Raw genomic sequence first — 26,829 nt, 5'->3', positions numbered from 1 at the left:
GTGTTTACGATCGAGACCGCTGCACTTGGAGCCTTACTTGCCGCCGTTCTTGGGGGCGGGCAGTTGCCGGAGCGCGTCTGGGGCGTCAGTACCGACACGCGCAGCCTGGGGGCCGGGTCGCTCTTTGTGGCGCTGAGGGGCGAGCGCTTCGACGGCCACGACTACGTAGGGCAGGCGTTCGAGCAGGGAGCCATTCTCGCCATCGTCGAGCGGCCCGTACCGCAGCCCCACCTGCTGGTCGCCGATACGCTCATCGCGTACCAGGCGCTGGCCCGCTGGTGGCGGGAGCACTTCGCGCTGCCGGTGGTCGCCGTTACCGGCTCGGTGGGCAAGACCACCACCCGCGAACTCATCCGCGCCGTACTCGCCACCGCCGGTCCGGTGCTCGCTCCGCCCAAAAACGAAAACAACGATGTCGGGGTGCCGAAGCTGCTTTTGGGCTTGAACGCTGCTCATCGCTTCTGCGTCGTCGAGATGGGGATGCGCGGACCCGGCGAGATCGACCGGCTCGCCCGTTGCGCACTTCCTACGGTCGGACTCATCACCAACATCGGCAGCGCCCACATCGGACGGCTGGGTTCCTACGAGGCGATCGCCGCCGCCAAGTGCGAACTGTTGGCGGCTCTTGCCACCGATATAGGGGTTGCCATCCTCAACGCCGAGGATGAGAGGCTGCTGGCGACGGCCCGCCGCTTTTGGGGAGGCAGGGTGCAGACTTTTGGCTTAGAAGGCAGTGACGCCGATCTGACCGGCCACTTCGACGGCCAGTTGCTCTGGGTGCGGGGCGTTCCTTTTGTGCCGCCGCTGCCGGGCCGCCACAATCTGCTCAACTTTATCGCCGCCCTCGCCGTCGCCGTTCAGCTCGGGCTGGATCTGGAACAGGTGCGCTCCGGCCTAAAAGACCTGCAACTGCCGGAGGGCCGTAGCCGCCTGCTGACGCTGTCTGAAGACATACAACTCATCGACGAAACTTACAACAGCGCCCCGGAGTCGGCCCGCGCCGCCCTCGAATGGCTCGCCCAACTGCCGGGCGGACGCCGCATCGCCGTACTGGGTCAGATGCGCGAGTTAGGCGATTTCAGCTACGCGCTGCACCACCGGCTAGGCAAGCAATGCCGTGCTCTCGGGATCGATGAGCTGGTGGTCCTGGAGGCGGGGGAGGATACGGCTGCGCTGCTCGCAGGGGCCCAGGGGATGGCAAGCACTTCCCTGCCCGATCACCGGACAATCGCCACGTATCTGGCGGCGACGGCGCAACCGGGCGATCGGATTTTATTTAAGGCGTCCAGGGCCGTTGGCCTCGAAGTGGCTTTGACCCATCTGCAGCAGTTGTTGCAGGACGAAAAGTCATAGAACAGGCCACAATAGGGCATCCGATTTCGACGGTTCCGTATGACCAGTAGCACCGCGCCCACGCCCTACCGGCTCACCGGCATCAGCCCCAAAGCCTACGAGCACCCCGCCGATCGCGCCGCCACCGCTGCCCTCAAGCAGATTCCTTTTATCGACGTTTTGGTCAAAAAGCTCTTCGAGTTCGGTTTCGAGCGCTCGATCAAGCAGGATCTGCTCGGTAACGGCATCCGGCTCGGTCCCAATCAACTGCCCCAGCTCTACCAGGCGTATCTCAGCTGCCTTGACACCCTCGATCTGCCCAGCGTCTACGAGCTGTATCTGCTGCAGACTCCCCAGGTCAACGCGATGGCCTACGGTGCGGATCGGCCCATCGTCATTCTCAACTCTGGCCTCACCTCGATCCTCGACAAGGACGAACTCAAATCGGTACTCGCCCACGAGGTCGGCCACATTCTCTCCGAGCATGTGCTCTACCGCACGGTTTTATTCTTGCTGTTGCAGATTAGCTGGAACACCCTGCCGCTACCGCCCTTGAGCGGACTGCCGCTCCAGGCAATCACTTTGATTTTGCTGGAATGGTCGCGCGCTTCGGAGCTGACCTGCGACCGGGCGGCAGCTCTGGTCGTCCGCGACCCGCGCATCCACTGCCGGACTTTGATGAAACTGGCGGGCGGCAACGTCGAGGGCCTCAACGTCGATGCCTTCATCCAGCAAGCGAGCCAGTACGAGAGCTGGGACGATTATCTCGATCGCGGCCTGCGCTTTTTTGGTGAGATGGGCACTACCCACCCCTACGCGGTGCGCCGCGTCTCCGAGTTGACGCGCTGGATCCAGGCGGGAGACTTTGATCGGATTATCAGTGGCAACTACGTGCGCCGGGGGCAAGAGCCGCCGCCCACCGCCGAGTTCGAGCGGGCCGTCGATTTTTACGCAAGCCAGTTCCGGCACCTGATTAGCGAAACCGGCATCGGCGTCCAACAACTCTCGCGCCAGATCTCAGACTGGCTGAGAGACCTGCAGCGCAGCGCCTCTACCCGCAGCGAGCGGGCGCGCTAGGTGCGGGCGCTATTTTTTGGCTGGAGGCTGGAGCCGGACGATGAGATCGCGCGGATCCACCCAGCCGTAGCGCTCCCGCAGCAGCGGCTGCAACTGGTGCGGATCGAAGCGGCGGGCCAGATCCGCCTGCCGCTGCTCCTTTTGGACCCTGGCGTGGGCAAGAACCGTCTCCAGTTCGTTCAAGTGGGCAAACTGGGCACTCTGAAACTGCCACAGGTGCCACAGGTGAACGGCAGCGAGGGCAGCGAAGGCAGCGACCAGCAAAAGGCCCAGGGCGGGACCGAGGACCAGCGGCACCGGCAGGTTCCGCCGCGATCGGCCAGAAAAAGCTGCAGAGCGGGTCATAGGTGGTTGGTTATTTGGCCAGGGCAGTCGCCAGCAACAAAGCGGCGATACCGGCGATCGCAGCCACGACAAAGGCAATCGCCACCTGGGCGGGAGAGACGACGGTGCTCAAGGGGTGCTCCTTTGCAAATCCTGGGCTCATTATACTGGGGCAGGCGATACTGGCCATGCCTGGACCAAAATTTGCAACTTTACCTGCAACCGGAGCAGTTTTTCGATACAGTAAATGGTCGAGCCTGCGCTGCGAATGTTTGTGAGGAGCTTCCTTTTTGTCGTTTTTGCGCTACAAGACAACTGGAGAACTCTAGCTACTGGGAGGAGACATGGCAGTAATCGAATGGTTTTTTCGCGGCGGCATCGTCATGTACCCGATGCTGCTCTTGTCATTGATTTCGCTGGCGATCATCATCGAGCGCATCCTCTACTGGACAAGGCTGTTGCCCAGGCAAAAAGCCTTCGTCGAACAAGCCTTCGCTGACGAGCGCTGGCAACCGGAGCAACTGCGAAAGCTGATAAACGAAAACGCAGACATTCCCCTTGGCCGCATCTTCGGCTCGGCACTGTCGATCAAGACCGACGACGAGACTGCTTTTCGCCTGGCTCTCGAAGGGGCAGCCAAAGGCGAGATTCCCAAGCTCAAGCGCTTTGTCTCGGTGCTGGACACGATTGTGACGCTCTCGCCTTTGTTGGGTTTGTTGGGGACGGTGCTGGGTCTGATTAACTCGTTTGCGTCGTTGGGTCTGGGCACCGAGAATTCCAGCAAGGGTCTGGAGGTGGCTGGGGGCATCTCCGAGGCGTTGATAGCGACGGCGACGGGGATGATCGTGGCGCTGGTGACGCTTATTTTTGCGAGTACGTTTCGGGCGTTGGCTCGTCGTCAGGTGACGCTGATGGAGACGGCGGGTACACAGTTGGAGTTGCGCTGGCGGATGGCAGGCGGGAGGGCACTGAGCAATGTCAGTTAAATTCAGCGGCAGTGAAGACGATGGCAGCGTCGCCGGTGAGATCAACGTCGTTCCGCTGATTGACGTTCTATTTGCGATCTTGACGTTCTTCGTGCTCGCTTCGATCTTCCTGACCCGGCAACAGGGGCTCAACATGCCTCTACCAAAGGCGACCGCAGCGATTACCAACCAGTTCAACGAACAGGTCACCCTGTCAGTCACCAGGGATGGCAAGTTCTTTCTCAACAAGGATCCGATCGATAAAAAAAGTATCGGTCCGGCGATCAAAGCTATCCTTGACAAAGACCCGAACCGGCTGGTGGTGATCGCCGGTGACAAGCGCGTCCACTATCGTTTTGTTGTAGACATTCTCGATGAGCTAAGACAGGTCAATGCAACCCGGATCGCTATGGCAACAGACGTCAAGTAGCGGTGGCAAGATCATCGTTCTGTGCTTTCTCGGCAGCGCTATCCTGCACGCCGGACTGTTCATGGTCCGCCTGCCCGAACCCAAAGCCCCCGAACTGCACAAAACCCAGAATGTCGTCATGGTCTCACCGGTCCAACAAAAAAAGCTGCCCCCCAAACCCAAACCCGAACCTCCCAAACCCAAACCCCCTGAACCGAAGCTCACCAAAAAAGTCGTCCGCCAGAGTGCCCCTCAAAAAGCAAAAGCCTCCCGTCCGATTCTCAGCACCAAGGCGACCACTCCCAGTGAATCGACCGTCTCGGAGAGTCAAATTGCGGGTTCGCGGGGCACCGGTTACGGCACCGATTCAGGCAACGACAACGGCAGCACCAGCCCGACGGGCGTCGATAACGGCAGTGGAGGCAGTGCGCCTGTGGAGGCACCGCCGCCTCCCCCGCGCCGCCGTTGGTGAATGCGCGGCCCAAAGGAGCGGTGCAGCCGGACTATCCGGAGATAGCCCAGCAGAACAACTGGGAAGGCAAGGTGATCGTCAAGGCGTACATCAACGCGGACGGGAGTGTGGGGGAGGTGCAGGTGGTGCGTTCGTCTGGTCATGCAGAGTTGGACCAGGCGGCAATCGAGGCGGTGAAGCGGACGCGCTTTGAGCCAGCGCATCGTGGGGAAGAAGCGGTAGCGGCGTGGGTGCGGGTGCCCATCACCTTCTCCCTCCAGTAGGCGGATTTATAGAGCTGCAACTTCGGCGCTCTGGAGCGGCTCCAGAGCGCCGAATACCTATACCATGAAAATTAAGGATTCTTAAGACAGGTGCCGGCCCGATGACCCAGAACCAGACAGAGCACAGGCGCGACAAGATGCGGATCATCTTGATGACGGGCAAGGGCGGCGTCGGCAAGACGAGCATGGCGGCGGCGACCGGTCTGCGTTGCGCCGAGTTGGGTTATCGGACGCTGGTGCTCTCGACGGACCCGGCGCACTCCCTCGCCGACTCCCTCGATCAGCCTCTCGGGCATGAACCCAGGCAGGTGAGTGAAAATTTTTGGGCAGCGGAACTGGACGCCCTCGTCGAGCTGGAAGAAAACTGGGGTTCGGTCAAAAAGTACATCACCCAGGTACTCCAGGCACGGGGACTCGAAGGGATCCAGGCGGAGGAGCTGGCGGTTTTGCCGGGGATGGACGAAATCTTTTCGCTGGTGCGCGTCAAGCGGCACTACGACGAAGCGGATTTTGACGTACTCATCATCGACTCGGCACCGACCGGCACCGCTCTGCGCCTGCTCAGCCTGCCGGAGGTGTCCGGTTGGTACGTGCGCAAGTTCTTCAAGCCGATGCAGGGCATTGCCAAGGTGCTCACCCCCATCTTTGACCCGGTGGCGCGGCGGGTGGCAGGTATTCCCCTGCCCAACGCCGAGGTGATCGACGCGCCCTACGAATTTTACGAAAAGATCGAGGCGCTCGAGCGCATTCTCACCGACAACACCCTGACCTCGGTGCGCCTGGTCACCAATCCCGAAAAGATGGTGATCAAAGAATCCCTGCGCGCCCACGCCTACTTGAGCCTCTACAACGTCGCCACCGACCTTGTGATCGCCAACCGGATCATCCCCGACGACGTACAGGATCCTTACTTTCAGCGCTGGAAACAATCGCAGCAGATCTACCGGCAGCAGATCCACGACAACTTTTCTCCCCTGCCGGTGCGCGAGATCCCCCTCTATCAAGAAGAAATGGTCGGTATCGCCGCCCTTGAACGCCTCAAAGGTGATCTCTACGGCGAGAGCGATCCGGCGGCGGTGCTGTACGTCGAGACAACCTTAAAGGTGGTTCAAGAAGAAGGGATCTACCGCCTCGATCTCTACCTGCCCGGCGTGCCCAAGTCGGAGGTGCATCTGGCCAAGACCGGCGACGAACTCAACATTCGTATCGGCAACCATCGCCGCAACCTTGTGCTGCCGCAGTCGCTCGCTGCTCTGCAACCGAACGGTGCCCGGATGCAGGACGACTACCTGCAGATTCGTTTTGCGGCGCTCACCAGATGAAAAAACCCGGCGTAGACATCTACGCCGGGTTTCGCTCAGAAAATACTTGTGCTCAGTAACGGCGTTCGCGGTTGCCGCCACCGCCGCCACCGCCGCGATAGCCACCGCCACCGCCGCCGCGATTGCCACCGCCACCACTGCCGCCGCTACCGCCGCGACGAGGTTCAGCTTTGTTAACGCGGATTTCCCGGTTGTTCCAGGTTGCCCCATCGAGATCGTCGATTGCTGCCTGCTCGGCTGTCTCCGATTCGAGATCGACGAAGGCAAAACCCCTCGGGCGGCCAGTTTCACGATCCATCGGGATTTTAACGGACTTGACTTCACCGTACTCGGTGAACGCCTCAATAATTTCCTGCTCCGTGGCTGAGAAGGGCAGGTTACCCACGAATAAAGTCACTGCTTGTCTCCAAAACGAAAAAAACCGATCGACAAGGACAAAGCAGCGACCTTACCGATAGGTTGAGCGGTTGGACATTCGCCGACCCCAATCGAAACCGACGATTTCCGAAACGAGCAAAGAACTGCCATCTCGAACCGAAAGAGCCCCCTGATCGTTACCAGACTTTGCTTTCCGCGTGTCCGCGCGGTACTGAGATATTAGCATAGACCTCAAAGGGGAAGCTATGCCGACGGACTAACCCAATAACCGGCGCAATTCACTGTAGACAATCTCCGGTGGCCGGTCGCCGTCGAGCACCTGTAATTTTTTTTGTTCGCGGTAGTAGGCGATGAGCGGTTCGGTGGACTGGCGGTAGACGGCCTGGCGCTTGCTCACCACCTCGAGCGCATCGTCGGGGCGCTGCACCAGTTCGCAGGGGCGATCCGGGTGCTCGCTCGGGTAGGGCGGTCCTGGCGGTGGCGGATTGAAGCGGAGATGATAGATGCGTTTACAGATGGCGCAGCTACGGCGGCCCGTCAGCCGCTCGATGAGCTGGGCTTCGGGTACATCGATGAGAACGACCGCTTCGAGCGGTTGGCCCAGTCCCACGAGCAGGGCATCGAGCGCCTCGGCCTGGACGGGGGTGCGCGGAAAACCATCGAGGATCCAGCCGGTAGCCGCGTCCGCCTCGGCGAGCCGCTGCTCCACCAGACCAATCACCACCTCGTCGGGCACCAGTACGCCGCGCTCCATGTAGGTCTTCGCTTCCTGCCCCAGGGCCGTGCCTCTGCTGATCGCTGCGCGCAGGATGTCGCCGGTCGAAATCTGGGGAATAGCGAGATCGGCCATCAGTTTTTGAGCCTGGGTACCCTTGCCCGCCCCAGGCGCGCCGAGCAGGATGAGCCGTCGGATCGGCATGTTATTTTTTCACCATGTTTTCGTAGCGCTGGGAGATGACGTAGGTCTGGATCTGCTTGACAGTATCGATGGCGACGCCCACCAGGATCAAAAGCGAGGTCGCTCCCAGGCCGTTGAAGGTGGTGACGCCGGTTCCCTGCTCGACGGCAGTCGGGATAATCGCCACCAGCGACAGAAAGATCGCTCCCAAAAAAGTGAGCCGGTTCATCACCTTCTCGATGTACTCGGAGGTGGCAGTGCCGGGCCGCACGCCGGGAATGCTCGAACCCATGCGCTTGAGATTTTTGGAGACATCCTCGGGGTTGATGATGAGCGTCGCGTAAAAGTAGCTGAAAAACAAGATCAGCACCATGTACAGCAGCGTATGCACCCATCCGCTGGCCAGGAAGCTCACGATCTGATCGACCGCTCCATTGCGGGCAAACTGGGCGAAGGTAAGGGGCAGGTACAGAAGCGAAGAAGCAAAGATGATCGGCATCACCCCGCCCTGGTTGACCCGCAAGGGCAGATAGCTGGTCTGTTGCTGCTGGTACTGCTGCCGACTGGGACCGACCTGACGGCGGGCCGAGATGATCGGGATGCGGCGGATGCCTTCTTGGACGAAGACGATGCCGACGATCATGGCGAGAAACACCACCAGCAAAATCACCGTCCCGGCGATGCGCGAGGAATCGGCCTGGATGAGCTGGAATGTCTGGCTGAGGGCGGTGGGCAGGGTGGCGACGATGTTGATAAAAATCAGGAGCGATGCGCCGTTACCGACGCCCTTTTCGGTAATCAGCTCGCTGAGCCACATGACAAAGATCGCCCCGGCGCTCAAAGCGAGAGTCGTCTGGATGACAAACAGCGGGTTCCAGTCGGCGACGAAGGGCCGGATATAGATAGCAAGACCGACACTCTGGATGATCGCCCAGCCCAGAGCCAGATAGCGGGTGTACTGGGCAATCTGACGGCGGCCTGCCTCACCCTCGTTTTTTTGAAGATCTTCGAGCTGGGGAAAGACCGGTACCAGCAACTGGACGATGATGCTGGCGTTGATGTAGGGCAGGATGCCCAGCGTAAAGATGCCAAGCGTGCTGAAGCCGCCCCCGGCAAAGATGTTGAGAAAGCCGATGAGAGCGTTACTCTGGGTAGCTTGATGAAAGGCGGTCTGATCGACTCCCGGCAGCGGAATGTAGATGCCGACGCGGGCCAGAACCACCATCGCCAGCGTAAAGAGCAGGCGCGTGCGCAGGCCCGAAGATGATGCCATCTGGGCAAAGGTTTCCTGGGGTGACATCTTCCGGTCACGGCCTGCAGTCATCGAGCCCAACCTCCCGCGTTTTTTGTCAAAGGACAATTGCTGTGCGAATCCGCTCCAGCACAGATCCGGCACTGCACTATATTAACGTCCGCACCCGGCAATTCACACCGCCACCGGTGCCCGCAACGCCTCCGACAGGGGCGCACGCCCCAGCCGCGCCTCAAGAATATCCATCACCGCCCGGCCAAAATCGTCGGGCCGGGAGCGCATCGCCTCAAGACAGACGTTGCCAAAAAACGCGCCGAGCGGTTCCGGGTTCCAGAGCAGTTTGCTCGCAAGCCAGGGCAGCATAAAGCCCATCGGGTCGTAGTTGGGCCGCAGCGCACCGGTCTTGAGGGCGTACTCTTCGAGGCCCGTGTGGGGTTGGAGGCCAATAAAGAAGATCGCCGGTTCGACTTTATCGGCCCCAAAGATCGCCTCCAGTTCGCGGTGAAAGGCGATCGTCTCGCGGATAGTCTGATAGGTCTCGCCGATCACGTTAAACGAGTAGTTGACCGACACCAGATCCCCAAAGCCGTTCGCCTTGAGGGCACGACAATTTTCGATCACCGTGCGCAGGTTATAGCCCAGGCGCATCTTGCGCACCAGCGACTGCGAGCCGGAGGTGACACCAATCTCCAGATAGTTCATGCCCGTCTCGACCATCAGGCGGGTCAATTCTGGCGGCAGGTTGTCGGCGCGGATATAGCCTGCCCAGTGGATGTCCTGCAGGCCAGAATCTTTGATCTTCTGCAGTAGCTCGATGCAGTCGGGAATGTATTTTTTAGAGGGGACAAACTGGGCGTCGGTGAACCAGAAGTTGCGGATGCCCCGCTCGTAGAGCTGGCGCATCTCTTCGATCACTTCGTCGGCGGGGTTGACCCGGACCTGCTTGCCCTCGACGACGGTGTAGACGCAGTAGATGCAGTTGTGGGGGCAGCCGCGCTTGGTCTGCACGCCGATATAAAAGTCCCCGTCGAGGTAATAGTCAAACTGCGGCCAGATGCGCTCGATGTAGTCGTAGTCGCAGGCGGTCTTGACAAACGGGGTGGGCGCTTCGTGGATGAGCCGGGTCCGGGGAACTTCTTCACCCGCGATATAGCAGCGCTCACCGGCAATATCTTCGCCGCGCAGGAGCTTCTCAAAGAGCGTCTCCCCTTCGCCTACCGAGACGATCGTCCCCTTGGGCAGGCGCTGAGCTAACTGCTCATAAAACACCGAAACCGCTCCTCCTCCCACGACCATGCGGGCATCGCAGTTGAGCGAGCGGGCCATCGCGTAGCCCCGGCGGATCAAGCTGAGGTTGCGCCAGAGTTCTCCGTAGCAATCGACCGCCATGTGCAGCCCACCAATCGCCCCCTGCAGCCGCTCCAGCCAGTTGTCCGAATAGAAAAACTGAAAGGCATTCTGGAGGGGATTGCCGGCCCGCCCCCCCACCGGCGCATAGATCTGGATGTCGCGCCAGGAAAAGGCGAGCAGGCTCGGCTGAAATTCGAGAATCTTGTCCTCGAGGGCCCGCGCAAAATCTAAAGGCGGTACCGCCCCCAGATCAAAAATTTCTTGATCGACATCGGGAAAGCGCTTGTGAACGTGGTCGGCCAGGTAGACGACGCCGATCGGAAAGATCGGATTGCAGGGCAGGCGCACGTAGAGAATGCGTTCGTGCCGGGGACGGGTGGCGGACATTTTTTGCGCTTTGTGAAGGAGTGTTTTCTTCATCTTACTTCCCGGTTGTGGCTGGTATCGTCGGAAAAACACCGAAGGACCCCATGCAAGTCACCCTGCGCGAGATCAACTGGACCGATCTGTGGCTGTGGTTCGTCTTTGAGGAGGTGCCTGCCGAGCGCCAGCGCCTCTACCTTGAGCAGGTACTGGACGCCTGGTACTCGCTGGGGCTACTGGGGGGCTTCAACGCTTCGCGGCTGCCGCTGCACGAGTCGGCGGAGGATCTGAGCCTTTCTTATGCCAGCTACGAACTGGACGAGGAGGCGGTGATGCCCTCGCTGATGCACAACATGGGCGATCTGGAGTTCGAGGGGCGCACCGCCCGCTGCTGGTTCGATCTGGGTACCTCCGACGCACTCTCCCTCGACGTGCTCATCAACGCCCTGCAGACGCTGAATCAGGAGTACCTGCCCATCGAAAAATTTGTCGTCGGCGGCTCCGAGGATGCCCCACCCTGGCAGCAAGAGGAGGACGAGTAGAATATTTCCGGTATGAAAGTCGCAGTCACCCCCAAGCTTCCCGCTGCTTACGCCGGTTTCTGGCGGCGGCTACTGGCCTTTGGCCTCGATCTGCTCGTAGCCGATCTATCGGTGTTTGCCCTCAGCTACGGCCTGGGCTGGGTCGAGGCGCGGCTCGGGGTCAACCCCAACCGTATTTTGCTGACCGGCTATCTGGTCGGGTTGCTCTTTCCCTGGTTGTACTGGTCGCTCTTTGAAAGCTCCTCCCTCCAGGCCACCCCCGGCAAATGGCTGCTGCGCCTTGTCGTCACCGACATCAGCGGTGGGCGATTGCGCTTCAAGCAGGCAACCCAGCGCAATATCTGCAAGATTCTCTCGATCGTGCCTGCTTTTGCCGGTTTTGTCGCAGCGGCGTTCACCCCCCGCAAGCAGGCACTGCACGATCTGGTCACCGGCTGCCTGGTAGTCCGCCGTCAGGTTCCTCAGGGCAACAGGAGTGTCCCGAGCACGATCGTGCTGACAAAGTAAAAAGCGACCGGAGCGGTGAGGATATAGCTGTCGGCGCGATCGAGGATGCCGCCGTGGCCAGGGATGAGGTTGCCTGAGTCTTTGAGACCAACGTCGCGCTTCATCAGCGATTCGGTCAGATCCCCGAGCAGCCCGCTCAGGCCGACCAGAAGGCCAAAGAGGACACCGGTGAGGGGCCAGAGGGGCCAGTGCAGCCAGAAGGCACCGGCCAGACCGACGAGAATGCTACCGGCGGTGCCGAAGAGGGCTCCCTCGACGGTTTTTTTGGGGCTGATCGGGGTGAGGGGCGTCTTGCCAAAAAAGCGGCCAAAAAAGAAAGCGCCGATATCCGATGCCCAGATACAGGCAAAGGTGAGCAGCAGATAGTAGCCCCAGTGGTCGAGTTCGCGCAACCGAATCAGAAAGCTGGGCAGGTAACCCGTGTAAAAAAGCCCGAGCAGGCTCGTTGCCATATCTGAGATCGTCGCCGGTGGCTGCCTGCGCACCAACAGCGATACGCACACCAGACCGCCGGCCAGCACAAAAGCGCCGTTGGCCAGTGGCGGATACAGATACTGCATGATCAAAAGTCCTAGACTCAGGACGATGCTGAGCCAGCGGGTCGGCTGGTAGCCCTTGCGGCTGACGATCTCAAAAAATTCGAGCTGCCCGAGCACCACCAGCACCGCCAGCGCCGCCGTAAAAAACCAGCCTCCCAGGTAGATGGCAACCAACGCCAGGGGGATGAGCACACTTGCGCTGAGGATGCGGGCTCTCATGCACCCACTCTATCGGCTCAAGCCAGCGGTTGGTGGCCGCCTCAGGACATGTCTTTAAGATGAAGTGTCAGTCTCTTGCGAATAGATGCTGTTTTTCTGGCACGCGGTCGATTATCTGTTTGTCTACGGCACGCTGCGCCGGGGAGAAGGCAACCACCCCCTGCTCACCGGCAGGACGACCTTCGCTGGTCCGGCCAGCTGTCACGGTTTTTTGTACACCGTCGAGGACCGCTACCCGGTCCTGCGCCTTGATAAGAGCGGTCCAGCAGTGGTAGGAGAGCTATATTGCCCGATAGATGCGGCGCGCTCCCAGCTATTTGCCAATCTCGACCGGCTCGAAGGGGTAGACGAAGGGTTGTACCAGCCGGAAGTGCTGGAGCAATCCTCAGGAAGCTGGCTGGTGTACACAGCCGGTCCTGCTCTGGTGGCTTACTGTCAGCCTGAGAACCGGATCGTCGGTGAGGACTGGTGCCGCTACCGGATTGAGCGCAGTAGGCTGGGGCAGGATTAATTAGGGGCAGAATGCGCAGAGGTGCGTTTATTTGGGCTGTCACAATCATTCTGGTGCTGCCGGGGATACCGGTGGTGGCGGCCTCGCGGCTGCAGGCGGCAGCGGAGCGGGTCTATGCCAAGATCCCCAATCTCGAACACAACGCCCTGCCGGGGCAGCCCGACAACACGCTGGTGCGCCGGCTCATCAACTACCACGCCACCTTGCGCGGTCGGCCCGAGTATTCGCGGCTGGACTGGAAGCTCACCCTCGCCGATTACCTGGGCTATAACCTGCCTATCGATCCGACGACCTACCCGGACAACGGACCCGGTCAGCCCGTGCTGGCTCAAGATCGGGCCGCCATCGACGCGCTGAGCCGCCCCCAGCGCAACCGCCTGATCGAGGTGCTCATCTGGTCGCTGGAGCAGCGGTGAATTTCTGGCGCGAGGCGGAGGGCTGGATCGTCGCCTGGGAGAGCGAACGCACCCCGTACTGCACACTGGTTGGCGGCAGGGACTGGTCCTTTGAGCTGACGCTGCTTGAAACCCGGCAGCTGCTCCACACTGCTGAATGGCTGCAGCGGCAGTGGCAGGCGAGCTTGAGAGAATTGATGGACGAAGAGGCGCTCAGTTGTACAGCGGGCAACGCCGCTCTGGAGCTGGAGATGTCTGGAACAGAGCACGTCTGGCAGTTGAAGCTGCGCCTTGTCGGTGGGCGGGGAGCAGAGGGCAGCTGGGTGAGTCCGGATGCCGCCCAGGTACTGGCAGTGCTCGCAGAGCTGGGCGGGACGGGCTTGCTGTCTTTTGAGGGTCAGGAGACAATGAATCAGGATGCACAGAGAGTATCGACGTGAGCAGCAACCGTACCGTTTCTGACGCCAAGCGCGCCTTTTTTGCCGCCTACCCGAGGCCGCTCAACTCTATCTACCGCCGGGTGATCGACGAGTTGCTGGTCGAAGTGCATCTTCTGGTCGCCAACCAGGACTTTCGCTACGATCCGCTGTTTGCCGTCGGTCTGCTCACCACCTACCAGGCTTTTATGGAAGGCTACAGCCCGGCTGACCAGCGCGAGGCGATCCTGCGGGCCTTCTGTACGGCTGTCGAACTCAATTACGACCAGTTGCAGGCCGATGCTGCCCAGTGGCAGAGCCTCGCCGGTGAATTGCCCGCTCAGGATGTCCTGGAGGTGATGGCGGGCAAGCGCGAAGCGACCAGCGATCGCCTGAAGGCAGTGAGCGATGTTCTTGCCGGCATCGTCCACAACAGCCGCTTCAAGTACAGCCGCCTGTTCGTTCTGGGCCTCGCCAGCATCCTCGATCAGTTGGGCCGGGCGGTGCCTCTCAGTGAAAAGGAACGCCTGGAGCGCCTGCAGCAGATCTGCGCTTACCTCAAACTCGACTACAGCCGCGTCAAGCGCGACCTCGACTTCTTCCAGTCGGTGCTTGAGCGGATCAAGCGCTCCAAAGAAGTGATCGACGAACTGGTCCAATCCGATCGGCGCAAGCGCGAGGAGCGGGCGGTCTCCCAGTCCGGTTGATGGCGCTGCGGCTGGGTGTACTCGCCTCCGGCAGCGGCACGAACTTTCAGGTGCTCGCTGAGGGGGCGCAGACGGGCGAGCTGCCTGTCCAGATCGCTGTCTTGATCTACAACAACCCCGACGCCTATGTGGCCCAGCGGGCAAAGGCTCTGGGCATTCCCGCCGTACTGCTCGATCATCGCCTCTACCAGAGTCGCGAGGCGCTCGACGAGCAGATCGCTCTGACCCTTGAAGCGCACGCCGTCGAACTCGTCGTGATGGCCGGTTGGATGCGCAGGGTAACCGCCGTGCTCATCGATCGCTTTGCCGATCGCATTCTCAACGTCCATCCGAGCTTGCTGCCGTCCTTTCGGGGGGCAAAGGCGATCGAGCAGGCTCTCGACTACGGCGTCAAAGTCACCGGCTGCAGCGTGCATATCGTCCGCCTCGAAGTCGATGCGGGACCAATCATTCTCCAGAGCCCGGTCGAAGTGCGCGAGGACGACACGCCGGCCACGCTGGCTGAGCGGATCCACGCCCAGGAGTACCGCATTCTGCCGGAGGCGGTGCGGCTTTTTGCCGAAGGGCGCATCGCCATCGAAGGCAACCGCGCCCGGCTTTACTTATAATCCGCCCACTTTGTATCGAAAATAGTCGTCCCCGGATAGGCGATAGGATTGCCCCGTTCCACGATCTGGCGCTGCAGGGCGCGGAGCTCGCGGTCGGCGGCATAATCGAGCCTATCGACCCCAGCGACGATCCGCGCCGGGATCCAGTCGCGCTCAAGGGCAAAGGCGGCGGTGTTGCCCGCCGCTGCCCCGATCGCCCACTCGATCGGATGGACGCGGTAGGAACCGTTGGTGATGTGGCTGGTGGCAATGTTTTTGTTGCCCGCAAGCAGGTTGTCGATTTTTTGGGGAATCAAGGCGCGCAGCGGCAACTGGTAAGGAAAGCTCGGCGCGGGCGCTTCTTTTGCCTCGAAGGGCGACGGGTCAAAATTTTCATCGACGATGCAGCCATGAAAGTCGATCGGATACTGGCTGATCCCAACCGCGTCCAGGTAGATGAAGGGGCGGCCAGGGTTGAGGATCGGATCCTGGCGGGCGCGGGAAATATCGGTCTGGTAGATCGTAAATCCGAAGGGATAGGCGATCGAAGGGCGACCGACGAGCCGCCGCCCCTCGCGGATGTAGGGATAGCGCGACAGGCCGTGATCGGTGCCCATCGGGGTCAGGGCTCCCCTCAAGAAGCGGTAGTTGGGGTAGAGGGGTTTTTGATAATTGGGATCGACTTTGCGCAGCTGCGAGTCGGATTGCCCCGCCACCAGCCAGTAAAAGTATCCCAGGGCGTGCTCCTCGGCGCGCTGGAGTGCCTCGGGCCGCAGGCCCCCCTGCCACTGGCCCTTGAGGAGCTGTCTGCGCTCGCGCAGCTGGCTTTCGGTAAAGATCAAGTTGGTCGCCCCTGTCGAGAGCCGCCAGTCGTTGCCAAAAGTCCAGTTCTGCATCGACTGATCGCCGTCGCTGAGCGCCCCAACTCCTGTGCCGTCCACCGCTCCCCAGATCCGGCGGTAGGTAAAGATGCTGGCAAAGCTGAACTGCGGCTTTTCGTAGCTGTAGTAGCCGCCGTTGTAGGGCGAATCGTAGTTGGGCGGCGGGGTGTGGGCCTGGGGCTGGGCCGTCTGCTCCATGACGAACGGGTAGGTAAAGCCCTGGATGCAGTAGGGATCTTCGCCCTCCGGGCTGGCATCCGGCTCCCAGCGGTTCTGGCGGTCGGTGCCCAGCCGGTAGGGCACTCCCGCAAGGGGCAGCAGTTCGCCGGTTTCAGTCGCATCGATCACCATCCACTCGACGCTATGGCCTTTGCGGGCGGCGGGCGGCACGAAGCGGGTGAGGCGCTTGTCAAAGAGGGCCGAAGGGGCAGGGTCGTACCAGTCGAGTAAAAATTGCGACAGCGGGCGGCTGTTGACGCCGGTAGCCGGGTCTTTGGGCACATGGGTAATCGTTGTCACCGCCTCGATGCGCGAAGCGGCCACGTCGAGGTCTTTGACGACCGTATCGGTAAGGAGCACCAGTTGGCCGGTGGCCACAAAAGGGGCCAGCCGCTCCCGCAGCACCTCGGCACCGATCTGCGGTGAGAAGCACAGTTCACTCACCCAGCAGCGGCCAGGGTTGCGCTCGCCCTTGTAGCGGGAGCGGATCGCGGCGCGAAACTGGCTGTAGCCGCGTGGGAAAAGCTGCCCGTTGTCGGAGCGCTGCAGCGGGCGCTCGTCGAGGGCCGATACCCCCTGCTGGCTCGCCTGCCCCCCGAGCCAGTCGGTGATCTCGCTCATGCAGACTTTTTTGCCCAGCCCCAGCGCCTCGATCGCCGCCGCCACCCCCCCCAATCCGCCACCAGCGATAAACAGATCGCACTCGACGATCGAGACTGGCAGCGATTGCGCCGCCGCTGAGACAGCCAGGACAAAAGCAGAACCGCCAGCCAGGAGCCAGGGCAGCGCGCGTTTCATGACGACTTCAATTGCTCACAGGGAGGCGGTCGGGCCGCAAATGCTGGGCACCGCGCAGGTAGACGTGGTGGATCGCCTGCTGGGGCAGATCGGTATTGACCTGCAACAACACCCGTACACAGCGCGGCAGGCTGCCGGGAACGGCCATCTGGGTGAGATCCAACAGGGCCACCTGCTCCCAGCCGGGCAGATTCAGCCGGGCCGCCTGCGAAGGGAAGATCGCATCGAGATCCGCCGTGGCCGTAAAGATAACGCAGCCGATGTCGGCGCAGTTGAGGCGATTGCGCCGGGAGAGTTCTTCGAGCAATTCGACGACCGCCTGCTCGATCGCCGCAGCGCTATTTTCTTCGACCGTCGTTGCTCCTCTGATCCCACGGATGCCCCAACCCAATGACCTGTCCTCGTCCGGCTTTTGCCCCCGATTGTATCAGCGCGGCAAAATCTGTTACCGTGCCTTCTGAATCACGGTGGCAGAATCTATGACCCGACGGCTGTCCATTGCCCCGCGTCCGGTCCCAGCGACGGCAATGCTGGCGATGGCCTCGGGAGTCTTCGCGCTGCTACTGGCGTTTTATCTGCCGTTTATCGGCTCGCTGCACCTGTTTGATTGGGACGAGCTGATTTTTGCGGAGGCGGCGCGGGAGATGCTCGAGCGCAACGATTTTTTGCGCGTCTTCGTCAACTACGTGCCTTTTTTTGAGAAGCCGCCGGGGTTTTTCTGGCTGCAGGCGCTGAGCTTTCACTGGTTCGGCGTGAGCGAAGGGGCAGCGCGGTTGCCGAGCGCCCTTTTTACGGCGGCGACGGGCGCTCTGGTCTTTGTTCTGGGCTGCTACATCCGCTCGGCGGGCTTTGGTCTACTCTGGGCGCTGCTGTTTGGCCTCGGACTGTTGCCGGTGATCCTGGGCAAGTTTGGCCTGATCGACCCGACGTTCAATTTTTTTGTCCTGAGCAGTCTGTTCTGTTTGTTCGCCGCCGACGAATCGCGCCGCCAGGATGGTCGCCAGGACCAGCCCATCCCAAAGCTGAAGTGGCTTCCAGGAGGCTACTTCAGTCTGGCCGCCCTGCTTTTAGGATTTGCCGTACTGGTAAAAGGGCCCCTGGCCCTCGCCATCGTCGTACCCAGTTTCACCGTCTACAAGCTCGTCGTGCCCCGCCCGCCCATCTCGCTTCTCGCTGGGGTTCTGGGCTTGCTGGGTACGCTGCTCGTCGCCGGGTCGTGGTTTGCCCTCGAGACCTTTGCCCACGGCACGGGCTTTGTCACCGAATTTGTGAACTACCAGCTACGAATCACCGGCACCAACGACGGGCACCCCGGTTTTCCGTTCTTTCACACGCTTATCTTTATTTTCGGTTGCTTCCCGTTCTCGGTGTTCGTCGTGCGTGGCTTCCGGCAGCGGGTACATTACCGCGAACGGCGCTTTCAGCTACTGGCGCTCATCCTGTTCGTGCTCGTGCTGCTGCTTTTTGAACTTGTCGTCAAGACAAAGCTCGTTCACTACTCCTCACTGTTGCAGGTGCCAGGAGCGTTTCTGGCAGCGCGCATCCTTTATCGCTGCTGGCACGGCCAGTCGCGCCTGCACCCGCTGGAGCTGATTGCTCTGGGGCTCATCGGTCTGCTCTTGGCTGCACCGATGCTGCTGGTGCCGTACCTGGGCACCAACCCCGCTTTGCTGGACAGTCTCTTAAAAGATCCCGTCGCCCGCGCCTACTTGAGCACGCCGGTGGACTGGGGCTGGAGTACGTTTGTTCCAGGAATCTGGCTGCTATTTATCACGATCCTCACGATCGCTCTGGCCCTCAGCAAGCGCGACCGGGCCGCGATCAACGGCCTCATCCTCGGGGCCGGAATCACCGCCAATCTGGTCTGGGCAGTTTTTTTGGCCCGCGTCGATGCCTATGTCTCGACGCCGATGGTGCGCTACATCGACCGGGTGGGGCGCTCACCCCTCGCTTTTTATGGGCCGCTTACCTATCTGCCGCCTTTTTATGCCGGGCGGGCGATTGCTAACCCGAATTCTCCCGGCCAACTGGCCAGTCTGCTGAGAGAACAGCCGGGTCTCTGGGTGGTCACCCGACAATCAGAAATCGACCAGATCGTCTCACTCTCACCGTTAAAAATCCAGAACCGCTACGGTGCCTATATTTTGCTCGGACCTGCCCAAACAGAAGAGCGAAGAAGCAATCAGGTTGCCTCTTCGCTCCGTTGACCTCATTAGGAAGAGATCCAGGGGCAGAAAACTGCCCCAGATCGTCACTAGTTGGTTTCGCCCTGGGCGACATCGTCGAGCTTGACCTTGACCACGCGCTGCGACTCGATCTTGGGCAGGGTGATGGTCAGGATGCCGTCGGTGTAGCTCGCCTTCACGCCCTCGGAGCGAATCTGGGTAGAAAGCTGGAGGGTGCGGCGGAACTCGCCGTCGCCGTACTCGCTGTGGCGGACGGTGACTTCCTCGGGCACGGCGAAGCTGAACTTGCCGCTGATCGAAAGGCCGTGGGGGGCCGCCTGAATGTCGAGGCTGTCGCGCTCAAGACCGGGCACAACCGCCTGGACAGTGTAAGCTTCGGGGCTTTCCCAGACGCGGATTGCCGGGGTGAAATCGCGGTTGCTCAATGGTCCAAAGAAACCGTTGAACACGCGGTCCATCATGTCGTTGCGGAGGCTACCAATTTCACGAGCCGGGCTATAACGTACAATCGCCATCTGATTGAACTCCATCAATCTCTCTTCTTTTAGAGTAATGAGGGTCGCTTTACTGGCGCAGTGCAAAAACCGAACCTCCAGGGTCGCAGTTTCCACACCCGATAACCTGCAGGTGGCTGGCGAGACTCGCACTCGCTACGTCCGGCTTCACGGGCCGGCGCATCGACTCCTTTTTGGCCGACGACCCATCAAACAGACCGGAACGGACGGAATCGAACCGCCGCCTTGCCGGCTTCAGCGGCACGCGCACACCAGCTACGCCACGTTCCGACTGGGTGTGACAGGAGTCGAACCTGCTCGCAATGACCTGCTTTACAGGCAGGCGCAGCTCTCCCACGCTGCCGCACACCCAAAAAGTAGCCCCGACGGGACTCGAACCCGTTTCCAGTCTTTGAAAGAGACCGATGCGAACCCATGCACTACGGGGCCGGGTTGAAGGAAAAGCCCCCCTGCCGGGTGCTGCCCCCGGCTCTCCTGCTCGACAGGCAGGCGTGATCGCTGATTCACCACAGGGAGAAACAGACACTCCGGCGGCAGGGATCGAACCTGCGACCTTTCCGTTAACAGCGGAACGCTCTACCAACTGAGCTAAGCCGGAACAGTCCACCGGCCAGGTACTGCCCCTGGCGCAACTCTGTGATCAGCAGAGCGCGTCCCTATCTCCGCCTCCGGTGGATACGAGCACAGGCGTCTGGATTTGCACCAGAAACAGCAGTTTTGGAGACCGCGATGATCCTCTTTCACCACACCTGCACCAGATAAAAGCGCACAGCCCCGTGGGCTAGTGAGGCTGTGCCACCTGATCAACTTTCCTGAACGTGTCAGGAAAAAAGGCATCCGTATACGGTTTTCAAGGTGCGGTGGGTCCAGGGCTTGAGGGGAAGGGGAGCGCTGTCCGCTCATCTCTTGATACTACTTTTATACTACAACATGCTACAGAGTGCAAGAGGTGCCGGGGATTTTTCTGTATAAGTTGGTGAAGCAAAAAAACAGGGCTTAGGTCTGGGCTGCTAGAAGCAGGCTTTTCGCGCAGCATTGTTACTGTGTCTGCTGCGATGCATCCATTGCTCTTATTGCTTGCGGTTTGTTGGTTGCTAAAACCATCCCCCACCCCTCCACACCCCCCCTGCCCCCCGCTCTCCTCCCCTACCCCCGCTGGGCAGGGGAGAAGAGGGGGGGTTCACTGTCACTGGGCTGCCCACTGGCTCGGTGAGGTCAGTTTCTGAACTTGTCATGCGTCCCTCTCTATCCAACGCACGCCTCCTGGCCTGCCCAGAGCTTTGCAGCGAAGGTGATGGCCGGATGCACCGGGGGCCGGGGCCGGACTCGCAGCTTTAGACCTGCCTCCTCGGGGGTGCGGTCGCCCTTGCGGTTGTTGCAGGACGCGCAGGCGGTGACGACGTTCTGCCAGGTGTGGGTACCACCTCGGGAGCGGGGCAGAACGTGGTCGATGCTCAGGTGGCGCTGCGCGCCGCAGTACTGGCAGGTGTGGCCGTCGCGGGCAAAGAGTTCCTTGCGCGTAACGGGCGGCACCTTCCAGAGGCGCTCGACGCTGGCGGCGGTCAGGCAGATCTGAGCCGGGACGACGAGCACACAGCCCACCGAGCGCACCGGCCAGCAGGGCAGGTGTTCGACGATTACCGGTTCCGCCTTGCCGCGAGCGATCAAGCAGACGGCCTCGCGGACTGTGATCCGACCGACGGGAAGGTAGCTGCGCGAGAGCACCAGTACCGGTTGCTGTAGAACATTTGTGGAGGTCTTCATCTGTAGTGCCGCTCCTTATTGACCAAAAACCCCGCCTCCTCAAACCGGGAAGCGGGGCCAGAGGCCAAGGACAAGCCCTCTAAAAAAGTACTGTCCGCTTCCGTTGCAGCCGATGCAACGCACTGCCCAGGCCGCCTTCAAAGGGCCAGGATACAACCAGCTCAGCTGTTGTCAGGTGGGCAGGGAGCACAGCATCGCCATAGCATTGTTGTACTACAGCATACTACAGGATGGGGTGGCCGGGCAAGTTCAACCGGCGACGTTCGGATCGAGGGTGATGCCCTGGGCTAGAAACTGGCTGAGGCGGCCCAATAAAAACAGCAGCACGGCGACGACGAGCAGGAGCAGGGTCTTGCTGACGGCGAGGCGGCCAAAGTTGAGGCGCGTCTGGGCGCGGGCCTGGTCGGCCTCCTTGATAGTTTGCAGGCGCGCCCCCTCGATCCGTTCGCGGGCCTTGGCAACGTCCAGCCCCGGCGGGAGGCTACGGGCAGTGATCGCCGATTGCAGGCGGTTTTGCTGGCGATCGATGTCGGCGATCGTTTTTTGTTGTTGCTCGTCGATCTGACCGGCGGTGTCGCGGTAGAGGCGCAGGCTATCGACGACAAGTAGCGGTACGCACAGGGCAAACAGGACCGCCAGGACGTAGCAATAAAGCTGCAGCACTCGAAAGCGCTCGGCTCTCTCGCGCAGGTAGATGCCGCTGCCGGTGAGGGCCACCCCCAGCAACAGCAGGGGGGCGTAGTTGATGAGGCCGGTGATCGTCTGCACTTCCCAGTTGGGATTCAAAAATCCCGGCGGAACGAGCAGCGTCGCCGCGTTGAGCAAAAAGAGCGCATGGAAAGCGAGGCCCGTCAGGGAGAAGAAGCGCTCCATCGGGTTGCCTGCTACGAATTTGTTGAGCACAGCGAAGATCCCGGAAGGACTGATTTAGGCTAAGCAGAGGTTTCCTGCACGATGATATGAGCGACAAGCACCGGCAGTCCAGGTCTCTACCGATACTGATCACCTTGATCGCTGTTGCGGCCCTCAGTTATCTGCTGCGCAGCGTCGTCGCCCAGAGCAACTTCAAAGTCGCGGAGGTGCCGCCCTATCCTGTGTTTGTCCTGCCCACATCCACAGGCGACCTGCTGGTGGTCGAGCACAGCCGCAATCAGGTGCTCAAACTGCCGGGCGGCAATGGCCCCGCCCAGGTGATCGCCGGTAACGGCAAGAGTGATTATTCGGGCGACGGGGGGCCGGCGACGGCGGCGGGGTTGTTTTTGATGGGCATCGCCCTCGATCGCTCGGGCAATCTCTATATCGCGGATCACAACCACAACCGCATTCGCCGCGTCGATAGGCGTGGGCGGATCGAGACGATCGCCGGTACGGGTGTGGCAGGTTACAGCGGCGACGGTGGACCGGCAAAGCAGGCGCAGCTTAGCGATCCCGCCGGTGTCGCAGTCGATAATCGGGGCAACGTGCTCGTCGCCGACAGCGCCAACAACCGCATCCGGAGCATCGACCCTGACGGCAAGATTCGCACCCTGGCAGGCACCGGAACCGAAGGCTTCAGTGGCGACGGCAGCCCGGCCAGGCGGGCAAAGCTGAGCTTTCCCTGGAGTGTGACAGTCGATGCGACAGGCCGGATCTTGATCGCCGATACGGGCAACAACCGCATCCGGAGTATCGACCCCGACGGCAAGATTCGCACCCTGGCGGGCACCGGAGCCGAAGGCTTCAGTGGCGACGGCGGCCCGGCCCGATTGGCCCACATCGAGCGCCCGCAGATGGCGGTGGCCGACCGGCAGGGAAATATCTTCGTCGCCGACACCAACAACAACCGCATCCGCCGCATCGGCCCGGACGGGGTCATCTCTACCGTGGCGGGCAACGGCGAGACCGAAGGGGGCGAGAGCGAAGGCGTCGCCACCCGCGTCAACCTGAGCGACCCTTATGCCGTCGGTACCGACGATCGCGGCAATCTCTACATCGCCGACACCGGACACTTCCGCGTCTGCCGGGTCGATCGCTCAGGCCAACTCACCGTCCTCAAGCTCGACTAGCCCACCCCTAGACGGCGGACTTGCGGCCCTGGAAGTAAAACCAGCCCAGGGCGAGGATGACGATGATCGGCAGCGGAATAAAAAAGGTGACCGGCTGACGTAATAGCCAGATCCAGGCAACGGCAAGCAGAGCGAGGACCGCGACGGCGACCAGGATCACCGGCAGCCAGGGGAACCCCCCCGAAGACTCCTGCAAAATCGTCGGATGGGTATCGACAAACGGGGTCTGGGGCGACGGTTGAAAGTAGGTGTCGTTGGGAGCCGGAGCCTGGGGCGATTGAAAGAAGGTTTCACCCGGAGCAGGGGGAGCGGCAAAGGGCGACATCGCAGCGCCCTGAAAGAAGGTTTCGTTCGCCGGCGGCGCTGGCGGTGGGGCAGGAGGAGGGGGAGGCGGAGCGGGCGCTTGAAACACTGGCGCTGGTGCCTGATAGACCGTCTCGTCGGCGGATGGCCAGGGCGGCGAGAGGGGCGGCACCGCTGTCGGAGCCTCGGCGGGCGGCACAGGTGGGCGAGGAGGCGTCGGCGGAGCCTGGATGATCGTCTCGCCGGAGAGGACCGGGGGCCGGGGCGGAGCGGCGGGAGGCAACGGGACCGGCGGCTGAAGAACGGTCTCTTCTCCCAGTAGCGGGCCTGCCGGAGGCCGGGGGGGCGCGGCGGCAGGGGGCGGCGAGAGCGCAAAAGGTTCGATCGGCAGCCCCTGGAAGGGTGCCGGTGGTGGCGACGGGGGAGCGAGAGGCTGGATGATCGTCGCATCCTGCAGCGGCGCTACCGGCGGGGGAGGAGCTGGTGGAGCTTCTACAGGCTGGATGATCGTCACATCGCCGTAACCGGCAAAAGCAGGCGGCCCGGCAGGGCGGGGCGGGGCGGCAGCGGGCGGTAGCGTCGCGGGCAACTCAGCAGGCACACTCGCAACCACCTCCTGTTGCTTTTGTGGCGGAGCAGCCGCTGGAGGCGGGGCGGCGGACGGGCGGGGAGCCGCCGCTTCTGCTGGCGCGCTGCTCCCCGCTGTACCCATCTGGGTCTGCAGACGGCCCGCGTCGAGCTGGGTCATTACCCGAAAGCGCACGCGCAGACGGGGGCCGCTCGGGCCACCCAGTTGCAACTCGTCGCCGGGGCGCAGCTCCAGGGTGCTGTTTTGAACGCGCTGGCCACGGGCCAGGGTGCCGCCCCGGCTTTGATCGATAAAAAAGACGCGCTGATCGCGGACGGCGAGCTGGCCATGGTTGCGAGAAACACCAATATCTGTATCGGCAAAATCTACGTCCTTTTTTTGCTGCTCGCCCCGGCCAAGGGTAATGTCGGGCTGATCAAACGTAAATACTTGCCCTGCCAGGGAGCCGGTCAGGCATTCGATCGTAATATGCATACCCGATTCTCAAAGGGACCCTGATTGCTGCACATGCCTAGCTTACCTCCTTGAGGAGAGCGGTTGTGCTAAATTCTTGACAACACCCGGCGCATGGTGTCCAGGGCTACCGCAGGAGCTGCCTCGTGCAGTTGTTTGAAACTTTGTACAAGGAATACCGCTGTTCGCGCAACATGCCGCTCAGCTGCGACGTGCTGTTGCAGACTGTGCAGCAGGTGCCGGGAGCCCGGTTCTGCCAGGAATGCGGCTTTCCGACGATGCTGTTGGAAAAGTCGGAAATTCGGGGAACGCGGGGCACCTATCGCATCGAGAGCCTGCTGGGCACCAGAGGGATGGGACGACTGTACCAGGCGACCCAGGCGGGAAGCAATCAGCCCTGCGTCGTCAAGGAGTACCTGCTGCCGGGCCGCTGCTTCAACAAAGAGGAGACGCGCCAGCGCAAGGATGCCTTTATGCGGGTGGCGGGCCTGACACCGGCAGACGGCAAAAATCAGGACTTTCGTCTGGTCAGTCCCTGGGAGGCGGTCGCCGATCAGCAGGGGGAGCGCTGCTACCTCATCACCAGGAGTGCGCTCGAAGCGAGTCCAACCCTGGCAGGCTATCTGAGCGACAACGGGGCGATGAGTGCGCTGCAGGTCCGCTCGGTGCTCAACCAGGTGCTGCAGACGCTGCAGTTTCTGCACAGTCAAAAATTCCGTTTTCCCTCCGGCCAGGTGCAGCAGGGCATGGCCCACGGCAATCTATCGCTCGACAGTTTGCTCATCGCCGAGAACGCGGCTGAGCAGCAGTTCTTTATCTACGTCTGCGATCTGGCACTCTGGGAGCGGCTTTTTGATCCGCCCTCGATGCGCAGCCTCGAAGACCCGCTGCCCCAGCAAGATCTGACTGCCCTCGGTTCGGTGGCGTTTTATCTATTGGCCGGTCAGACGAACGATCCGGTTACCGGCCAGTACCTCGACCCGCGAGATCCAAGCCAGTGGCCCACTGTCGAGCCAAGGTTGCAGGAGTACCTTTATCGGCTGATGGGCTTCGATATGCCCTTCGATTCGGCAGATTCGGCGCGGGCGGCTCTTTTTAAGCTGCCGGGCGAAGAGCAGGCGGTCGTCACCACCGGTCTGGTCGAACAGGACAAAAAAGACAAGGCCAACATCAAGCTTTTTGTTCTGCTCGCCGTGCTGATCGTGCTGATGCTGTTGGGCTTTTTGTTTATCTTCTGGCCCAACCGCGACCGCTGGTTCCCCAAACCGACGCCGGTCGATACCCGCGTTCCAGGTTTTGAAGATGTGAGCGGCGTGCCGGAGGGCAACTTCAGCTACGTGGCCGAGCGCAACGGCACCTGGAGTTACCTGATGCAGGGCAAACCCACCAACGATCAGCAGCTGGCGGATATTCTCACCCAGCCGCGCACCAAGGTGCAGATGCAGTACACGCCGGTGGTCTCAGCCAACATCGACGAACAGAGCCAGCCTGTCCGGTTGGTGCAGCTCATCAAGTCCGACTTTGCAATCACCAGCTTGATCGACGATCTGAGCGACGACCTCGAAGCAAAGCCCATCGCCTACGACGGTCTGGTGATCTACGTCGCCTTCTTGAAGCGTCCAGGGCTGCACATTGCTCTGGGCGGCCAGATCAGCATGGACAACCTGCAAAAGATCTACACCGGTCAGATCACCAACTGGAAGGATCTGGGCGGTCCGGATCTGCCGATCAAGCCCTACGCGCCCACCGAGCCCGAGGCTGTCCGCATGTTCGAGCGTCTGGTGCTCGCCAACGATCCCCAAAAGATCGCCACTTTCAAGAGCACCGCCACGGTCCTGCCCACCCGCGAGACGCAAATTCTGGCAAAGGACGAACTGGAGCGGGGCCGCTCAGGGATCATCAGCTTCAGCACCCTGTTTAAGGCGTACAAGCAGTGCTCGGGCTATCCGCTCGCCATCGATGCGGGCAGCGGTGCGGTACAGCCTTATCTACAAAACGACCCGGTCTATCGCGGCCAGCCGATCAACCCCGGCGTCAACCTCTGCGGCGACAAGGACTACTACGCCGACGCCGATGCCTTTACCCAGCGGCGCTACCCGCTCAGCTTCCCGCTCGCTGTTGTCTACCCTAAAGACAACAGTCGCCCTACTTCTGGTCTCAAGTTCGCCGAATTGCTGACCACTCGCCAGGGTCAGCAGTATCTTGAGAAATTAGGTGTTGTTCCTCTACCTCTGTCCAACAAATAACG

Annotated in this window: 30 protein-coding genes and 4 tRNA genes; 17 read left to right on the top strand and 17 right to left on the bottom strand. The window is 61.3% G+C overall.

Translation table 11 applies throughout. The features are described 5' to 3' along the window. Together GKIL_RS13260 and GKIL_RS13255 are read left to right on the top strand one after the other, a co-directional pair. Positions 1–1,353 carry a UDP-N-acetylmuramoyl-tripeptide--D-alanyl-D-alanine ligase gene (locus GKIL_RS13260; RefSeq protein ID WP_023174160.1) on the top strand — a complete coding sequence of 451 codons (1,353 nt, stop codon included), beginning with the start codon at positions 1–3 and terminating at the stop codon, positions 1,351–1,353. A 39-nt stretch (positions 1,354–1,392) separates the two neighbouring features. After that, positions 1,393–2,409, top strand: coding sequence for a M48 family metallopeptidase (locus GKIL_RS13255; protein WP_023174159.1), 1,017 nt, complete (start codon positions 1,393–1,395; stop codon positions 2,407–2,409). Positions 2,410–2,418: 9 nt separating this feature from the next. Here the strand turns inward: GKIL_RS13255 and GKIL_RS13250 are convergent, their stop codons facing one another. Together GKIL_RS13250 and psaM are read right to left on the bottom strand one after the other, a co-directional pair. Next, on the bottom strand, positions 2,419–2,754 hold the full coding sequence (locus GKIL_RS13250) for a hypothetical protein (RefSeq protein WP_041243937.1): 336 nt from the start codon (positions 2,752–2,754) through the stop codon (positions 2,419–2,421). A 10-nt stretch (positions 2,755–2,764) separates the two neighbouring features. Further along, complete coding sequence (gene psaM / locus GKIL_RS24215; protein WP_023174156.1) at positions 2,765–2,866, bottom strand: photosystem I reaction center subunit XII; 102 nt, start codon at positions 2,864–2,866, stop codon at positions 2,765–2,767. A 211-nt stretch (positions 2,867–3,077) separates the two neighbouring features. Here psaM and GKIL_RS13245 point away from each other — a divergent pair, with 211 nt between their 5' ends. The 5 genes from GKIL_RS13245 to GKIL_RS13230 all read left to right on the top strand — a co-directional run bounded on the left by GKIL_RS13245 (position 3,078) and on the right by GKIL_RS13230 (position 6,164). Continuing rightward, positions 3,078–3,719, top strand: a complete 642-nt coding sequence (locus GKIL_RS13245) for a MotA/TolQ/ExbB proton channel family protein (RefSeq protein WP_023172931.1) — start codon at positions 3,078–3,080, stop codon at positions 3,717–3,719. Beyond that, a complete protein-coding gene (locus GKIL_RS13240; RefSeq protein ID WP_023174155.1) occupies positions 3,709–4,128 on the top strand; it encodes an ExbD/TolR family protein in 420 nt (139 codons plus the stop codon). The genes GKIL_RS13245 and GKIL_RS13240 overlap by 11 nt, the downstream gene beginning before the upstream one ends. Continuing rightward, positions 4,091–4,579 carry a hypothetical protein gene (locus tag GKIL_RS24210; protein WP_245595849.1) on the top strand — a complete coding sequence of 163 codons (489 nt, stop codon included), beginning with the start codon at positions 4,091–4,093 and terminating at the stop codon, positions 4,577–4,579. Before GKIL_RS13240 ends, GKIL_RS24210 begins: the two co-directional genes overlap by 38 nt. Then, positions 4,576–4,842 (top strand): energy transducer TonB, encoded by a 267-nt coding sequence (locus GKIL_RS25645; RefSeq protein WP_051382813.1) that lies wholly within the window; start codon positions 4,576–4,578, stop codon positions 4,840–4,842. Before GKIL_RS24210 ends, GKIL_RS25645 begins: the two co-directional genes overlap by 4 nt. 137 nt (positions 4,843–4,979) lie before the next feature. Next, a complete protein-coding gene (locus tag GKIL_RS13230) occupies positions 4,980–6,164 on the top strand; it encodes a TRC40/GET3/ArsA family transport-energizing ATPase (protein ID WP_041244756.1) in 1,185 nt (394 codons plus the stop codon). A 52-nt stretch (positions 6,165–6,216) separates the two neighbouring features. Here the strand turns inward: GKIL_RS13230 and GKIL_RS13225 are convergent, their stop codons facing one another. The 4 genes from GKIL_RS13225 to GKIL_RS13210 form a co-directional block, all read right to left on the bottom strand. Further along, entirely contained in the window at positions 6,217–6,561 is a 345-nt protein-coding gene (locus GKIL_RS13225) for an RNA recognition motif domain-containing protein (RefSeq protein ID WP_023174152.1), read from the bottom strand. Positions 6,562–6,798: 237 nt separating this feature from the next. Further along, the gene (locus GKIL_RS13220) at positions 6,799–7,461 is read right to left on the bottom strand and encodes an adenylate kinase (RefSeq protein ID WP_023174151.1); all 663 of its coding nucleotides are present in this window, start codon (positions 7,459–7,461) and stop codon (positions 6,799–6,801) included. Position 7,462: 1 nt separating this feature from the next. Further along, entirely contained in the window at positions 7,463–8,764 is a 1,302-nt protein-coding gene (gene secY / locus GKIL_RS13215) for a preprotein translocase subunit SecY (RefSeq protein ID WP_023174150.1), read from the bottom strand. Positions 8,765–8,866: 102 nt separating this feature from the next. Further along, positions 8,867–10,462: a photosystem II high light acclimation radical SAM protein gene (locus GKIL_RS13210; RefSeq protein ID WP_023174149.1), complete on the bottom strand. Its 1,596-nt coding sequence runs from the start codon at positions 10,460–10,462 to the stop codon at positions 8,867–8,869. Between the two features lie 50 nt (positions 10,463–10,512). Here GKIL_RS13210 and GKIL_RS13205 point away from each other — a divergent pair, with 50 nt between their 5' ends. Together GKIL_RS13205 and GKIL_RS13200 are read left to right on the top strand one after the other, a co-directional pair. Continuing rightward, entirely contained in the window at positions 10,513–10,947 is a 435-nt protein-coding gene (locus tag GKIL_RS13205; RefSeq protein WP_023174148.1) for a DUF3531 family protein, read from the top strand. Between the two features lie 12 nt (positions 10,948–10,959). After that, positions 10,960–11,454 (top strand): RDD family protein, encoded by a 495-nt coding sequence (locus GKIL_RS13200; RefSeq protein WP_023174147.1) that lies wholly within the window; start codon positions 10,960–10,962, stop codon positions 11,452–11,454. On the opposite strand, the gene GKIL_RS13195 is transcribed toward GKIL_RS13200, so the two are convergent. Then, on the bottom strand, positions 11,409–12,212 hold the full coding sequence (locus tag GKIL_RS13195) for a phosphatidate cytidylyltransferase (protein ID WP_023174146.1): 804 nt from the start codon (positions 12,210–12,212) through the stop codon (positions 11,409–11,411). The genes GKIL_RS13200 and GKIL_RS13195 overlap by 46 nt on opposite strands. A gap of 85 nt (positions 12,213–12,297) precedes the next feature. On the opposite strand from GKIL_RS13195, the gene GKIL_RS22730 reads away from it, so the two are divergent. The 5 genes from GKIL_RS22730 to purN are packed head-to-tail and all read left to right on the top strand — an operon-like array spanning position 12,298 to position 14,849. Next, on the top strand, positions 12,298–12,723 hold the full coding sequence (locus GKIL_RS22730) for a gamma-glutamylcyclotransferase family protein (RefSeq protein WP_023174145.1): 426 nt from the start codon (positions 12,298–12,300) through the stop codon (positions 12,721–12,723). Positions 12,724–12,734: 11 nt separating this feature from the next. Continuing rightward, entirely contained in the window at positions 12,735–13,139 is a 405-nt protein-coding gene (locus tag GKIL_RS13185; protein WP_023174144.1) for a hypothetical protein, read from the top strand. Continuing rightward, the gene (locus GKIL_RS13180) at positions 13,136–13,558 is read left to right on the top strand and encodes a DUF1818 family protein (protein WP_023174143.1); all 423 of its coding nucleotides are present in this window, start codon (positions 13,136–13,138) and stop codon (positions 13,556–13,558) included. The genes GKIL_RS13185 and GKIL_RS13180 overlap by 4 nt, the downstream gene beginning before the upstream one ends. Then, entirely contained in the window at positions 13,555–14,241 is a 687-nt protein-coding gene (psb29, locus tag GKIL_RS13175) for a photosystem II biogenesis protein Psp29 (RefSeq protein WP_023174142.1), read from the top strand. Before GKIL_RS13180 ends, psb29 begins: the two co-directional genes overlap by 4 nt. Further along, positions 14,241–14,849 (top strand): phosphoribosylglycinamide formyltransferase, encoded by a 609-nt coding sequence (gene purN, locus GKIL_RS13170; protein ID WP_023174141.1) that lies wholly within the window; start codon positions 14,241–14,243, stop codon positions 14,847–14,849. The genes psb29 and purN overlap by 1 nt, the downstream gene beginning before the upstream one ends. Here purN and GKIL_RS13165 read toward each other — a convergent pair. Together GKIL_RS13165 and aroH are read right to left on the bottom strand one after the other, a co-directional pair. Further along, the gene (locus GKIL_RS13165; RefSeq protein WP_023174140.1) at positions 14,840–16,726 is read right to left on the bottom strand and encodes an FAD-dependent oxidoreductase; all 1,887 of its coding nucleotides are present in this window, start codon (positions 16,724–16,726) and stop codon (positions 14,840–14,842) included. The two genes, purN and GKIL_RS13165, sit on opposite strands and share 10 nt — an antisense overlap. A 7-nt stretch (positions 16,727–16,733) precedes the next feature. Next, complete coding sequence (aroH, locus tag GKIL_RS13160) at positions 16,734–17,117, bottom strand: chorismate mutase (protein WP_023174139.1); 384 nt, start codon at positions 17,115–17,117, stop codon at positions 16,734–16,736. 88 nt (positions 17,118–17,205) lie between these two features. On the opposite strand from aroH, the gene GKIL_RS13155 reads away from it, so the two are divergent. Then, positions 17,206–18,933, top strand: coding sequence for an ArnT family glycosyltransferase (locus GKIL_RS13155; RefSeq protein WP_023174138.1), 1,728 nt, complete (start codon positions 17,206–17,208; stop codon positions 18,931–18,933). A gap of 47 nt (positions 18,934–18,980) precedes the next feature. Here GKIL_RS13155 and GKIL_RS13150 read toward each other — a convergent pair whose 3' ends face one another. The 7 genes from GKIL_RS13150 to GKIL_RS13120 all read right to left on the bottom strand — a co-directional run bounded on the left by GKIL_RS13150 (position 18,981) and on the right by GKIL_RS13120 (position 22,094). After that, positions 18,981–19,427 carry an Hsp20/alpha crystallin family protein gene (locus GKIL_RS13150; protein WP_023174137.1) on the bottom strand — a complete coding sequence of 149 codons (447 nt, stop codon included), beginning with the start codon at positions 19,425–19,427 and terminating at the stop codon, positions 18,981–18,983. A gap of 197 nt (positions 19,428–19,624) precedes the next feature. Continuing rightward, positions 19,625–19,697, bottom strand: a tRNA-Phe gene (locus GKIL_RS13145). 2 nt (positions 19,698–19,699) lie between these two features. Next, positions 19,700–19,778: transfer RNA gene (locus GKIL_RS13140), tRNA-Tyr, on the bottom strand. Positions 19,779–19,784: 6 nt separating this feature from the next. Further along, positions 19,785–19,856, bottom strand: a tRNA-Glu gene (locus GKIL_RS13135). Positions 19,857–19,952: 96 nt separating this feature from the next. After that, positions 19,953–20,025 (bottom strand) — tRNA-Asn (locus GKIL_RS13130). Positions 20,026–20,672: 647 nt separating this feature from the next. Then, complete coding sequence (locus GKIL_RS13125) at positions 20,673–21,191, bottom strand: HNH endonuclease (RefSeq protein WP_023174136.1); 519 nt, start codon at positions 21,189–21,191, stop codon at positions 20,673–20,675. Between the two features lie 249 nt (positions 21,192–21,440). Beyond that, positions 21,441–22,094, bottom strand: coding sequence for an HpsJ family protein (locus tag GKIL_RS13120; RefSeq protein WP_144080390.1), 654 nt, complete (start codon positions 22,092–22,094; stop codon positions 21,441–21,443). A 56-nt stretch (positions 22,095–22,150) separates the two neighbouring features. On the opposite strand from GKIL_RS13120, the gene GKIL_RS13115 reads away from it, so the two are divergent. Beyond that, positions 22,151–23,236: an NHL domain-containing protein gene (locus GKIL_RS13115; protein ID WP_023174133.1), complete on the top strand. Its 1,086-nt coding sequence runs from the start codon at positions 22,151–22,153 to the stop codon at positions 23,234–23,236. A gap of 7 nt (positions 23,237–23,243) precedes the next feature. Here the strand turns inward: GKIL_RS13115 and GKIL_RS22725 are convergent, their stop codons facing one another. Next, positions 23,244–24,602 carry an FHA domain-containing protein gene (locus tag GKIL_RS22725; protein ID WP_023174131.1) on the bottom strand — a complete coding sequence of 453 codons (1,359 nt, stop codon included), beginning with the start codon at positions 24,600–24,602 and terminating at the stop codon, positions 23,244–23,246. Between the two features lie 125 nt (positions 24,603–24,727). On the opposite strand from GKIL_RS22725, the gene GKIL_RS13105 reads away from it, so the two are divergent. After that, on the top strand, positions 24,728–26,827 hold the full coding sequence (locus tag GKIL_RS13105; protein WP_023174130.1) for a substrate-binding domain-containing protein: 2,100 nt from the start codon (positions 24,728–24,730) through the stop codon (positions 26,825–26,827). Positions 26,828–26,829 lie beyond the last annotated feature (2 nt).

The organism is Gloeobacter kilaueensis JS1, assembly GCF_000484535.1.
Taxonomy (GTDB): domain Bacteria; phylum Cyanobacteriota; class Cyanobacteriia; order Gloeobacterales; family Gloeobacteraceae; genus Gloeobacter; species Gloeobacter kilaueensis.
This window is presented reverse-complemented; position numbering and strand designations above follow the sequence as displayed.

Excerpts from the sequence above, each read along its gene's own strand:
- GKIL_RS13255 (WP_023174159.1), top strand. The coding sequence starts at position 1,393 with ATGACCAGTAGCACCGCGCCCACGCCCTACCGGCTCACCGGCATCAGC.
- GKIL_RS13250 (WP_041243937.1), bottom strand. The coding sequence starts at position 2,754 with ATGACCCGCTCTGCAGCTTTTTCTGGCCGATCGCGGCGGAACCTGCCG.
- GKIL_RS13245 (WP_023172931.1), top strand. The coding sequence starts at position 3,078 with ATGGCAGTAATCGAATGGTTTTTTCGCGGCGGCATCGTCATGTACCCG.
- GKIL_RS13240 (WP_023174155.1), top strand. The coding sequence starts at position 3,709 with ATGTCAGTTAAATTCAGCGGCAGTGAAGACGATGGCAGCGTCGCCGGT.
- GKIL_RS24210 (WP_245595849.1), top strand. The coding sequence starts at position 4,091 with ATGCAACCCGGATCGCTATGGCAACAGACGTCAAGTAGCGGTGGCAAG.
- GKIL_RS13230 (WP_041244756.1), top strand. The coding sequence starts at position 4,980 with ATGCGGATCATCTTGATGACGGGCAAGGGCGGCGTCGGCAAGACGAGC.
- GKIL_RS13220 (WP_023174151.1), bottom strand. The coding sequence starts at position 7,461 with ATGCCGATCCGACGGCTCATCCTGCTCGGCGCGCCTGGGGCGGGCAAG.
- secY (WP_023174150.1), bottom strand. The coding sequence starts at position 8,764 with ATGACTGCAGGCCGTGACCGGAAGATGTCACCCCAGGAAACCTTTGCC.
- GKIL_RS13210 (WP_023174149.1), bottom strand. The coding sequence starts at position 10,462 with ATGAAGAAAACACTCCTTCACAAAGCGCAAAAAATGTCCGCCACCCGT.
- GKIL_RS13205 (WP_023174148.1), top strand. The coding sequence starts at position 10,513 with ATGCAAGTCACCCTGCGCGAGATCAACTGGACCGATCTGTGGCTGTGG.
- GKIL_RS13200 (WP_023174147.1), top strand. The coding sequence starts at position 10,960 with ATGAAAGTCGCAGTCACCCCCAAGCTTCCCGCTGCTTACGCCGGTTTC.
- GKIL_RS13195 (WP_023174146.1), bottom strand. The coding sequence starts at position 12,212 with ATGAGAGCCCGCATCCTCAGCGCAAGTGTGCTCATCCCCCTGGCGTTG.
- GKIL_RS22730 (WP_023174145.1), top strand. The coding sequence starts at position 12,298 with ATGCTGTTTTTCTGGCACGCGGTCGATTATCTGTTTGTCTACGGCACG.
- GKIL_RS13185 (WP_023174144.1), top strand. The coding sequence starts at position 12,735 with ATGCGCAGAGGTGCGTTTATTTGGGCTGTCACAATCATTCTGGTGCTG.
- purN (WP_023174141.1), top strand. The coding sequence starts at position 14,241 with ATGGCGCTGCGGCTGGGTGTACTCGCCTCCGGCAGCGGCACGAACTTT.
- GKIL_RS13165 (WP_023174140.1), bottom strand. The coding sequence starts at position 16,726 with ATGAAACGCGCGCTGCCCTGGCTCCTGGCTGGCGGTTCTGCTTTTGTC.
- GKIL_RS13155 (WP_023174138.1), top strand. The coding sequence starts at position 17,206 with ATGACCCGACGGCTGTCCATTGCCCCGCGTCCGGTCCCAGCGACGGCA.
- GKIL_RS13150 (WP_023174137.1), bottom strand. The coding sequence starts at position 19,427 with ATGGCGATTGTACGTTATAGCCCGGCTCGTGAAATTGGTAGCCTCCGC.
- GKIL_RS13125 (WP_023174136.1), bottom strand. The coding sequence starts at position 21,191 with ATGAAGACCTCCACAAATGTTCTACAGCAACCGGTACTGGTGCTCTCG.
- GKIL_RS13115 (WP_023174133.1), top strand. The coding sequence starts at position 22,151 with ATGAGCGACAAGCACCGGCAGTCCAGGTCTCTACCGATACTGATCACC.
- GKIL_RS22725 (WP_023174131.1), bottom strand. The coding sequence starts at position 24,602 with ATGCATATTACGATCGAATGCCTGACCGGCTCCCTGGCAGGGCAAGTA.